General features: G+C 39.7%; 2 protein-coding genes and 1 pseudogene. All 3 read left to right on the forward strand.

Features of this window, described 5'->3' with window-relative positions; genetic code table 11:
• The first annotated feature begins 215 nt into the window (after positions 1-215).
• Positions 216-6578, forward strand: coding sequence for an ESPR-type extended signal peptide-containing protein (locus KKW16_RS07390; protein ID WP_215768134.1), 6363 nt, complete (start codon positions 216-218; stop codon positions 6576-6578).
• A gap of 293 nt (positions 6579-6871) precedes the next feature.
• Positions 6872-12439 carry an ESPR-type extended signal peptide-containing protein gene (locus KKW16_RS07395; protein ID WP_215768135.1) on the forward strand — a complete coding sequence of 1856 codons (5568 nt, stop codon included), beginning with the start codon at positions 6872-6874 and terminating at the stop codon, positions 12437-12439.
• 49 nt (positions 12440-12488) lie between these two features.
• A pseudogene (locus KKW16_RS07400) lies at positions 12489-12596 on the forward strand (acylneuraminate cytidylyltransferase); the annotation flags it as partial.
• Positions 12597-12619 lie beyond the last annotated feature (23 nt).

Below are 12619 nucleotides of genomic sequence, written 5' to 3' on the forward strand. Positions count from 1 at the left end.
GACGAGCTTTTTTGTTTTTATAAGTAATTATTTTTCACACTATATTAGTGATATAGTGTGAAAATGTTTACATATGTAAACATTAGGTTAAATTACTTGACTTATATTTTTTCGCTGTTACTATGCGCGCGTATTTTTCAGGTGTGGGGCGGTTTATGATAAATAGATCGCCCTCAGTTTTTATGACCTTTTAATCTTTAATAGGGAAGACATCTATGAATCAAATTTTCCGTGTAGTCTGGAATCACTCAACACAATCTTGGGTTGCCGTTTCTGAATTAACTAAAGCACATAAGAAAGCAAGTTCAAGTAATACTATTAAGACTTTCTTGGGAGCAACCGCACTTTTATTCAGTTTAAATGGGGTTGAAGCTGCGGTGAATATTGAGTCTACTTCAGGTTCTAATGTCAACTCAGGTAGTACAAAAGCCTCAGGTAACTCTATTGCTATCGGCTCTAAAGCGAATGCATTAGGTGGTGATGAGATTGTTATAGGTAGAGGTGCAGGACGAACAGAAAATAATGGTTCATTATATGGTTCTGATCTAACTAACAGTGGTTTTAATATATCTATCGGTACCAATAGTCGAGTGGGTGAGAAAGGTAAAAAAGTTTCTCAGTCAGTAGCGATTGGTGGTGGAAATGGTAGCTCTGAAAATAAACCTGATGGTGCTTGGGCTAGAGGGACTCAATCTGTTGCTATTGGTGGTAATGCCTATGCTTATGGTGATTCTTCTATAGCAATTGGTGGGGATGATGTAGATGAGGCTGTAACAAAAGAAATTACATATACTAATCCTAAAAATGATCAGTCTAAAAAAGCGACTATAAAGGATGCTTTTACTGATTTAACAGGGAAAAATATTTTGTCTCCTCGTTGGACGCCAACACAAGCTTCGGATGCTGCTGTCGCTGTAGGTATGAAAGCAACTGCAGCTGAGCTTGGTGTAAGTATGGGGACATTAGCTACAGCAAGTAAAGTAAATGCTGTTGCTATCGGTTCTGGCGCTACAGCAAATCGAGATAACTCAGTAGCATTAGGTGGCGGTTCAATTACAGATAAAGTAGGAACTAAACAAACTCAAACAGTGGTGAATGGGATTACTTATTCATGGGCTGGTGGTGCAGATACTGCAGAAGGAGATATTGTTTCTGTAGGTTCTGCTGGCTTTGAGCGTCAAATAAAAAACGTTGCGGCAGGTGAGGTGAGCAATGTATCTACTGATGCAATTAATGGTTCACAACTTTATGGTGTTTTGAGTAATTTAACGACAGGCGCGTTCTTAAATTATGCGGGTGATAATGCAGTCCAACCAAATGTGGATGATACTAAGGTCATCAAACAAAGCATAGCTAACAATCGTTTAGATATTCGTGGTGGTGCAGATAAAGCTGCTTTAACTAATGAGAACATTGGTGTAAACAATGAAGACGGCAAATTGTGGGTTAAATTAGCTAAAGATTTGAAAGGTTTAAATAGCACCACTGTTGGCGGCATTGTAACCAATGCTAGCGGCATTGATATGAGCAATAAACCAATCACAAATTTAGCAGCGGGAACAAATTCAACTGATGCGGTTAATAAATCACAGTTAGATAAAGTCGCAAATAATAATATTAAACTCGGTGGTGATTCCGGGAACACTGATGCTCAGCAGTTAGATAAAACTGGTGGTTTACAGTTTAATGTGAAAGGTACAAATGGCTTGACTACAACAGCCAGCGGTACGGATGTAACAGTTAAATTAGATGATGCCACGAAAGCAGCTGTAGATTCAATTGCGAATAAAATTGAAAATAACAAAATCAAACTATCCGCGACAAATGATTCAACTTCAACCGATCAACAAGATTTAAATAAATCGGGAGGCATTGAGTTTAAGGTCAAAGGTGACAACGGATTAACTGCATCTGCGTCAGGTGATACCGTTACATTAAAATTGGATGATGCGACAAAAGCTAAAGTAGATTCAGTTGATAGTAAAATCGGCGACAATAACATCTCTTTAGGAAGTGATTCAGGTAGTACAGATACTCAGGCATTAACCAATGCAGGTGGGATGAAGTTTAATATCAAAGGTGAAAACGGCTTAACCACAACCGCAAGTGGTAAAGATGTAACCGTTAAATTGGATGATGCCACTAAAGATAAAATTGATAATGCAGCGGATAAGAATTTAAGCAATATTACCGATGCTGGTAAAAAACAAATCAAAGATCAGGTAACTTGGAAAGCGAAGGCTAATAATTCTGGAATCGCCTTGACTGAAGATACGATTGATGACGATGATACCGCTGAAACTATTGGTGCAGACGGCATATTAACGCTAGATGCAGGTAAAAACTTACGTTTACAACGTAAAGGTAAGGTATTCACTTATGGATTAGATTCTGATTTAACAGGCATTAACAGCATCACTGGTTTAGCTAGTACATTGCCAGTAACAAAAAATGATGCAGCTGCACCAACAACCAATCAAGCAGCACCAACCAAAGTGGATGGAACAAAAGCTGCGTCTGTAAATGATATTTTAAATGCCGGTTGGAATTTAAAAGAGAATGATACAGACAAAGATTTTGTTAAAGCTTATGACACAGTGAAATTTGTTAATGGTACTGGTACCACTGCGAATGTAACAGTCACTGACAATGGAGCCGTAAGTGCGGTTAAATTTGATGTGAAAAAAACAACGATTGCCGAGGATATAGCTAAACCGGGTACGATGAAAGCGGGTGATGCAGGAGATAGCTTTGCGACAGCGAACGATGTTGCAAATGCGATTAATAGTGCATTCTGGACTGTAACTTCCGAGAATGATGGCGGAGTGTTAGAGGGTAATAAGACAGAAGAAAAAGTTAAAGCTGGCGATAAAGTCACATTTAAAGCAGGTGAAAACATCAAGTTAAAACAAGATGGTAAAAGCTTTACTTATTCTTTAAATCCTGTGTTAAGTAATATCACGAGTATTGGTGGTAATGGAACTACGATGACCTTTAATCCTGAGGGTGTTGATTTAGGTAGTAAAAAAATTACAGGTTTAGCGCCAGGTGAAGCTCCAACTGATGCAGTTAATAAGTCACAGTTGGATAAAGTAGCAACCAATAAAATTAAGTTAGCTGGAAATTCTGGAGAGACAGAGGAGCAGCAATTAGATAAAGATGGTGGCTTACAATTTAATATCAAAGGTGAAAATGGCTTAACCACAACCGCAAGTGGTAAGGATGTAACCGTTAAATTGGATGATACTACCAAAGATAAAATTGATAATGCTGCAGATAAGAATTTAAGCAATATTACCGATGCTGGTAAAAAACAAATCAAAGATCAGGTAACTTGGAAAGCGAAAGCGAATAACTCAGGAATTGATTTAGACGATGATACGGTTGATGACGATGATACCGCTGAAACTATTGGTGCAGACGGTATATTAACGCTAGATGCAGGTAAAAACTTACGTTTACAACGTAAAGGTAAGGTATTCACTTATGGATTAGATTCTGATTTAACAGGCATTAACAGCATCACTGGTTTAGCTAGTACATTGCCAGTAACAAAAAATGATGCAGCTGCACCAACAACCAATCAAGCAGCACCAACCAAAGTGGATGGAACAAAAGCTGCGTCTGTAAACGATATTTTAAATGCCGGTTGGAATTTAAAAGAAAATAATACAGACAAAGATTTTGTTAAAGCTTATGACACAGTGAAATTTGTTAATGGTACTGGTACCACTGCGAATGTAACAGTCACTGAAAACGGTGCTGTAAGTGCGGTTAAATTTGATGTGAAAAAAACGACCCTTACTGCAGATGCTGATAAAGGTACGGTATCAGCCGGTAATGCAGGGGATAGTTTTGCGACAGCAAATGATGTGGCGACAGCTATTAATAGTGCATTCTGGAATGCAACTTCTGCAAAAACTATAAATGGGGAGGTATCTGGTACTAAAGTACAACCAGTGAAAGCTGGCGATACTGTGACATTTGAAGCAGATAAAAATATCAAGCTTACTCAAGCTGATGGTAAGTTTACATTTGCAACTAAAGACGATGTTGAATTTAATACAGTAAAAGTTGGCGGCAAAGAGGATGGTAAATCTCCAGTTGAGTTCAAAACAGAAAAGGCTAAACCGGCGAGTAATAATGGAGACAATAATCCAACAACTGCGTTAAATGTAAGTTCTGCTGATGGAAAACCTACACAAATTACAGGTGTGGCTTCATCATTAAATAAAGCACCAGTAACAACTGCGCCAAATGGTAAGGATGGGGCTAAACCTGAATCAAATCTAGTTGATTTGGCAAATGCCACTACGCCAAATGCAGTTGCAACTGTAGGTGATTTACAAAACATGGGCTGGATTGTCGGCGCACCTGAAAATGGTTACGTGGATACAGTAAAGAACGCGAATAAAGTAGACTTCAAAGCTGGTTCTGGCGTTTCTGTAACGGGTAAAACTGTAAATGGTATCCGCGAAATTACTATTGCTGTTAAAGAGGGTGAAGTCGTAAAAGACGGTGATCTTACTGCAGTCGTAAATGGTGAAAGTACCCCAGTAACTAAAGTGGGAGATAAGTACTATAAAACCTCTGATATCGATCCTAAAACAGGTAAGCCCGTTGATGAGAAAGTATCACCAGTAACGCCAGATGAAGGCACTACACCAATTGCTAATGCAGGTGATGGCTATGTAACAGGTAATAAAGTTGCTACAGCGATTCAAAAATCTGGTTTTGTTGTTGGTAAGCAAACAGAGACATTATTGGATGCAGACTTTAAAAATGAAGATGAAAAAGTGAATCCTAATGATGAACTTCGTTTTGCAGACGGTAAAAATACAAAAGTTAAGTTGGCAACGAAAGACACTGTTGATAGGGAAGGCAATAAGGTTACGACCACAACCGTGAAATTTGATGTTGATACTGGCACGGTTACAAGTAATAAAGATGGTTCTGTTTCAGGCCCAGTTACGCCTGACATGAAGAAAGCCTTAGATGATGCTAAAAAAGCATTAGCAGATGCAACGACACCTGAAGCGAAGAAGACTGCACAAGATAAGATTGATGCTGTTCAGGCTAATATCAATAATGCTGGTAACCAAATTGCAACCGCTCAAGGCGTTGCGGATGCAATCAATAAGTCAGGCTTTACTTTAACAACTTCAGAAAATGGTGGTAAGAAACTTTCTGGTGATGATGAAATTATCAATCCAGGTAAGAAAGTTGATCTTGCAGCAGGCAAAAATATGACTGTGAAACAAGACGCTGAAGGTAAAGTCACTTATGCAACCGCGGATGAAGTAAACTTTAGTAGCGTTCAATTCGGTGATAATGGTCCGAAGATTAATGCTGCAGGTGATAACATCAATATTGGTGATAAAGACGGTAATCCAACAAAAATTACGGGTGTTAAAGCGGGTGATATTTCTCCAACAAGTACAGATGCGGTAAATGGCGCTCAAATTTATGCATTGAGTCGTGGAAACGTACCAAATGTAAAAAATATTACTGATGCTGCAGGCAATACTTACAACAACGTGATTGTTGATGAGAATGGTACACCAATCTTAAAAACCTATAATGTACAAGGTCAGAAAGAAATTATTACTAACTCAGTTGTTGAGGCTGTTCACAATATGAATGAGCAAGGTATCAAATTCTTCCATTCTAACGATGGCGTAGATCGTCCTAAAGTGGAAACTGAGAATACCTTTGACTCAAGTGCCAGCGGTAAATTTGCCACAGCAATTGGTTCACGCTCAAAAGCAGATGGAACAAATGCTGTAGCAATAGGTTTTAATTCTGTTGTAACGGGTAATGATTCAATCAGTATTGGTACAGGCAACCGTGTAACAGGTAATAATTCTGGTGCATTTGGTGACCCAAGCACAGTCAGTGGTCAAGGCAGCTATTCTGTGGGTAACAATAATACCGTTTCAACCAATGATACGTTTGTGTTAGGTAATGAAGTGAAACACACTGTGGAAAATTCAGTTATCTTAGGAGCTAAATCAACCGCAACCGCTGGAGATGGAAGCCGTACCGCAAGTTTATATAACATTAAACAAGATGGGACGAAGGGCACAAGCACTACAGCGGGTTCTGTAGGTACGGTAACCACCGCAACGGTAGGTAATATGACTTACGGTGGTTTCCAAGGAGCGAAGGCAAATGGTGTTGTTTCAGTTGGCGCTTCAGGGGATGAACGTCGTATCCAAAATGTAGCAGCGGGTGAAATTTCATCAACTTCTACTGATGCCATTAACGGAAGTCAGTTGTATAGTGTGGCAAAAGGAATGGGCAACCGTATTAACCACTTACAAGGCCAAGTGAATAAATTAGGCAAACGTATGAATGCTGGTGTAGCAGGTGCGATGGCTGCTGCTAACTTAATGCAACCTCACAAACCAGGACAGTCTGCGGCGATGGCTGCAGTGGGGCAGCATCGTGGAGAGGCAGCATTAGCCGTAGGTTATTCTCGTATTTCTGATAATGGTAAATATGGTATAAAATTATCCATGGGTGCAGATACACAAGGACAAGTAAGCACAGGTGCTGGCGTATCTTATTTCTGGTAATTCGATTTTACACTATGTTTGATTTAAAGCCTCCGTATATGCGGAGGCTTATTTTTTTATATTAATTTGGCATTATAATAGGTTTATGAGGCAGACAGTTTAATTGCAATAGTGAGTTTATTGAAAGTAAACGTTTACATATGTAAATATGTGTAAATTTCAGGCTAAATTTCTTGACTTATAGTTTTTCGCTGTTACTATCCCGCAGTATTTTTCACGTTTAGGGTGGTTTATGAAAGAGAGTAAGTCGCTTTAATTTTTTATAATTTTTAACTTTCAATAGGAATACATCTATGAATCGAATTTTCCGTGTAATCTGGAATCACGCGACACAATCTTGGGTTGCTGTTTCTGAGCTTACTTCAGCAAAGGGCAAAACTAAATCAAAAACAATTTCAAAATTAGCCGCACTTTCAGTGGTGGCTGGGGCGCTTTCTATGGATGTAATAGCCGCCGAGACAGCAAATATTCCTGCGGCTGCTATTTCAACAAGTGATAATGGTATTTTTATTGGGCCTAAAGGTAAAACTTCTGCAACAGCACAAACTGCGGGCAAATCAGTTAAAAATGTAATTATTATTGGGAATAGAAATGGAGTTGCAGATGAAGGAATTGTAATTGGAAATGATATTACTTCATCAGCAAGTGGTATTGCGGCAGATACGTTAATCGGTAACCGTATACGTTTAGGCGGTGGCGGTAGTGATTCAATGAGTACTGCTTTGGGTTATGGAGTTCAAGTCGCAGGTCCTTCTTTGGCAGCTGGTATTGGGGCTCGTTCAGATATCGCTGATGCTTCGGGGTGGCAGGCTGTACAAAATGGTGGTGTCGCATTGGGAGGGTTTGCTTCAGTTGGCGGTAATCAAAATGGCGGGGTTGCTATTGGTGCCATTGCAGAAGGCGATCAAAATGGCTCTGTTGCTATTGGTCAATTATCCGGCGCAACTCGTCAATTCTTTGACCGTGAGGTGACAGGAAGTGGAGGAAATGGTGCTGTTTATAATATTAATGAGAATGATGGTAATACACTTACTTCTATCGGTCATAAGGCAGTAGCTAGAGCAGATAGTGGAGTGGCTGTTGGGCGACAAGCAAATACCTCTCGTTATGGAAGAAATGCTGTTGCTGTTGGTACATTCGCAACAGCAATCAAAGAAAATGCTGTAGCAATGGGTAATAATGCGGTTGCAGGTGGTTATACAGCTGCGGAGAAAGAAGCCATTCAAGCTAAAATTAAGGAATTGAAAGGCGAGAATTTTCTTGTAAAAGCAGAGGCGCGTTTAGAAGCGGCTAAAGCTAAATTGGAGGCTGATGCTAGTGCAGAAAATAAATTTAATTATGCAAGTGCAAAAGCTGCCGTTGAACGCATTAAATTAGCCATTGCACGTTTAGAAAATGATTTGCAATTTAATGCAGCAGAAGAGATTGATGCTAGTTCTGCTATTGCAATCGGTAACCAAGCAAAAGCCACAAATCAAAGTGCATTAGCGCAAGGTGATCGTGCTACGGCAACAGGTAAACGTGCGATTGCGCAGGGGACACAAGCTAATTCAACTGGAGAAGATGCGATTGCGCAAGGTACTGAAACAAAAGCTACGGGCTCATATGCTATTGCTCAAGGTCGTAAAGCAGAGGCAACGGCTGAAAACGCTATTGCAGTGGGTACTAGCTCAAATGTAAGCGGTGCAAACTCCGTAGCATTGGGTGCGAATATTACTAAATTAACAACAGAAAATTCAGTTGTATTGGGTGCTAACTCAACAGAAGTTGTTGGAACAACAGGTGCATCTCATGAAGTTAAAGAAGTAACAGATGCAACAGTTCGTACTATTGCTGGTCCTAACTTTACTTATTCTGGTTTTGCAGGGAAACCTGCTGATGCTGGTCACTATGTAAGTATTGGTCAAGCAGGTAAAGAGCGCCAAATTAAAAACTTAGCTGCAGGTGCTGTTACCCCGACTTCTACAGATGCAATCAATGGTTCTCAGTTATATGCATTGATGAATCGTGTTGAAAATAAACAAGAGCCTGTGGTTTATACCAATAAAGCTGGTGACAAGTTGGTTAAAGTTGGCGATAACTTCTATAAAACAACTGACTTAGATGATAAAGGTCAACCAAAAACAGGAGTTCAACCTGTAGCAGCCGGTGATGTAATTGCCTCAATGAATAATGCTGGTAATGATACGAAAACGCCTATGGCATTGGCTAATATCGCAGGTAACTTACCTGGTGCAAAAAATGGCTCTACTGCCCCTACAACCTCAGGTACATTACCAGAGGGAGATGATGCACCTAATACCTCAAATGCGGCAACTGTAGGCGATGTATTGAATGCTGGTTGGAACTTAACAGAAAAAGGTGAAGCACGTGATTTTGTTAAACCTTATGACACTGTTGATTTTATTGATGGTAAAGGCACTAGCGTTAATGTCACTACAGATGCTGATGGTAAAGTAAGCCATATTAAATATGACGTTAAAGCAGCTGACGATAGTATTACTGTTGGTGACAATGGCATTAAAGTAAATACTGGTGTTATAGCACCTGTAACCCAAGATGAGGGTGATAAAAAGTCTGGTCAGGTAGCCCCTAATAAAGGTGATGAAAATAAAGTCGCCAGCGTAGGAGATGTAGCTAATGCAATTAATAATGCTTTCTGGAAAGTAACTGGCGCTGAAGATGGCGGTAAATTTGCTGACGGCAATACAACAACAGAAGAACAAGTAAAAGCTGGTGATAAAGTAACATTTAAAGCTGGTAAAAACATCAAGTTAAAACAAGATGGTAAAAACTTTACTTATTCTTTAAACCCTGAGCTAACCGATATTACAAGTATTGGTGGAAAGGGAACCACTATGACTTTTAAACCTGAAGGTGTGGATTTAGGTGATAAGAACATTACTGGAGTGAAGTCTGCATTAAATACTACGCCAGTAACAACAACTCCTGATGGTTCGCCAACACCTGAGGCAGATAAGCCAAACTTAGTTGATTTGGTTGGTACTAAGGATGCTCCTGTAAATAAAAATGCAGCGGCGACAGTTGGTGATTTACAAAACATGGGATGGGTTGTATCTTCGGATAAAACAACTGATGCTTTAGATAAAGCCTACAAAGATACAGTAAAAAATGCGAATGAAGTAAAATTCGTTGGCACTGGCGCAGCAACGGTATCAGGTAAAACTGTAGATGGTATTCGTACTATTACAGTAGATGTAAAACAACCAGAAACTGCAACTTTAACATCGACAGGCGGAACGGTTACAAATCCTGAAGGTGATAATGCTAACAAATTAGTAACTGCAGGTAATGTTGCAGAGATGATTAATAAATCTGGTTTTAACTTAAAGACTTCTGCTGATACAGGTGAAAAAGTTAGCGGTACTAAGGATAACGGAGAATTAATCAATCCGGGTGCAACTGTTGAAATGGTTGCTGGCAAAAATATGTCTGTGAAACAAGATGCTGATGGTAAAGTAACTTATGCAACTAAAGACGATGTTGAGTTTAATACTGTAACTGTTGGTAAACCAGCTGAAGTTTATACAAATAAAGATGGGAAACCATTAACTAAAACTAAAGATGGTAAATATACGGATCCAGATGGTAACGAAGTTCCTGAAAAGGATGTCGTTACAAGTAATGTATCACCAGTTAAATTAGCAACAGAAAAAGCGATACCAGCTGATAATAATCAGGATGGTAAAGCGCCAACAACTGCGTTAAATGTTACGTCTACAGATGGTAAACCTACACAAATTACTGGTGTTGGTTCTGTATTGAGTAATGAAAGTATTCCTACTAATACTAATGGAACACCAACAGCTCAAGATAAACAACCTAAGTTAGTAAATTTAGGAACGAAACCAGATGAAAATGGTAAGGTAACACCATTACCTGATAATGTATTAAACTCTGCAGCAACTGTTCGTGATTTAGCGAATATGGGCTGGGTTGTTGGTGCGCCTGAAAATGGTTATGTAGATACTGTGAAGAATGCTAATAAAGTAGACTTTAAAGGCGAAAACGGTATTTCTGTAACGGGTAAAACTAATGATAAGGGCGTTCGTGAAATTACTATCGCAGTTAAAGATGGTGAAGTAGTTAAACCAAATCAATTTACTGCTAAAGTCAATGGAACGGATACTCCGGTAACCAAAGTAGGAGACCAATATTACAATACCGCAGATATTGATCCGAAAACTGGTAAGCCAAAAGCCGATAAAAAACCGGTAACTCCTGACGCGGGTACGACCCCGACTAATGCGGGTGACGGTTACGTAACAGGTAATAAGGTAGCTGCTGCGATTCAAAAATCAGGCTTTGTGGTTGGCAAACAGAAAGATGCTCTATCTGCGGCAGACTTCAAAGACGAAGATGAGAAAGTCAACCCTGACGACGAACTTCGTTTTGCAGACGGCAACAACACGAAAGTTAAGTTGGCGACGAAAGAGTCTGTTGATAAAGATGGCAATAAAGTAACCACAACGACAGTAAAAGTCGATGTGACCGGTTTGCCTGTCCAATATACCGCCAAAGTCAATGGAAAGGATACGCCGGTAACTAAAGTGGGCGACAAATACTTTACCGTTGACGACAAAGGTAACCCGACTACAACAGAAGTTGCACCTGCGGACTTAACTACTAATATGGTTAATCCAGCGGCAAAACCGAATGAAATTGGTGCACCAACGACATTAGGTAATGTGAAATCTAATCTTCCATCTGTAAATGATGCAGATAAGAACGCTAAAGATGTTGATGGTAACCCTATTGCAGGTAAAGACAATAAGTCTGCTCCAATTGATGCGGCAAAAGCAGCAGATATTGCAAAAAATGTAGGCAATAATGCAGCAACCGTATCTGATGTGTTGAATGCAGGTTGGAACCTACAAAACAATGGTAAAGCGAAGGATTTTGTAAAACCTTATGACACTGTAAACTTTGTAGATGGCAAAGGCACTAAAGCTGTTGTAAAAACTGAAGAAGATGGCACAACAAGCAACGTGAAGTTTGACATTGATACAGGTAGCATCACCAATAATGCTGATGGTAGCGTTCAAGGCCCAGTTGTGACACCAGAAATGACTAAAGCATTAGAAGATGCGACAAATACATTAAATAACTTGCCAGCTACTGCACCAGCTGCGGTACGTAAGGCTGCTGAACAAGCAGTTGCAGATGCGGCAAATAATATTGCAAATGTTGCAAATAAAGTGGCGACTGCACAAGATGTAGCAAATGCAATCAACAAGTCAGGTTTTACATTAACCACTTCAGCAAATGGTGGTGAGAAAATTTCAGGTACGCCAGAAATGATCAATCCAGGTAAAAAAGTTGAAATGGTTGCAGGTAAAAATATGACCGTGAAACAAGAGTCTAACGGTAAAGTGACTTACGCAACTGCTTCTAATGTAACCTTTGACAGTGTTCAATTTGGTGATAATGGTCCTAAGATTACTAACAATGGTGGAAATATCAATGTTGGTACAGCGACAGGAGCACCGACTAAGATTACAGGCGTAGCACCAGGTGAAATTTCAGCAACTTCAAAAGATGCGGTAAATGGTAGCCAGTTATATGCGATGGGTAATAAGTTACAGGGCCAAATTAATAAATTAGGCAAGCGTATGAATGCGGGCATGGCAACTTCTGCAGCTATGGCAAACTTATTACAACCGCATAAATCGGGTCAATCTGTGGTAACAGCAGGTGTAGGTCAACACAAAAACCAATCTGCGGTAGCAGTGGGTTACTCTCGTCTTTCTGATAACGGTAAATACGGTGTTCGTTTCTCAATGGGTGCTAATACTCAAGGTGAAGTGACAGGTGGTGCAGCAGTCGGATACTTCTGGTAATTTCACCGCACTCTTATAAATAAAACCGCTCCTTTGGGGCGGTTTTTTGTTTATTGCGCCAATGCGTTTTTATTTAATGCCAACTTATCGTTCCATTGATATTGATTCCACACTTGATTTGCAATTAGCAGAAAGTTTAATTTCAAAAGAATTCTAAAAAAATTGGCCGCACGTTGCGGC

It is taken from the genome of Haemophilus sp. SZY H8, assembly GCF_018829755.1.
Taxonomy (GTDB): Bacteria; Pseudomonadota; Gammaproteobacteria; order Enterobacterales; family Pasteurellaceae; genus Haemophilus; species Haemophilus haemolyticus_K.

Bases quoted from the DNA above. Each gene is read 5' to 3' on its own strand.
- KKW16_RS07390 (WP_215768134.1), top strand. From the start codon at position 216: ATGAATCAAATTTTCCGTGTAGTCTGGAATCACTCAACACAATCTTGG.
- KKW16_RS07395 (WP_215768135.1), top strand. From the start codon at position 6,872: ATGAATCGAATTTTCCGTGTAATCTGGAATCACGCGACACAATCTTGG.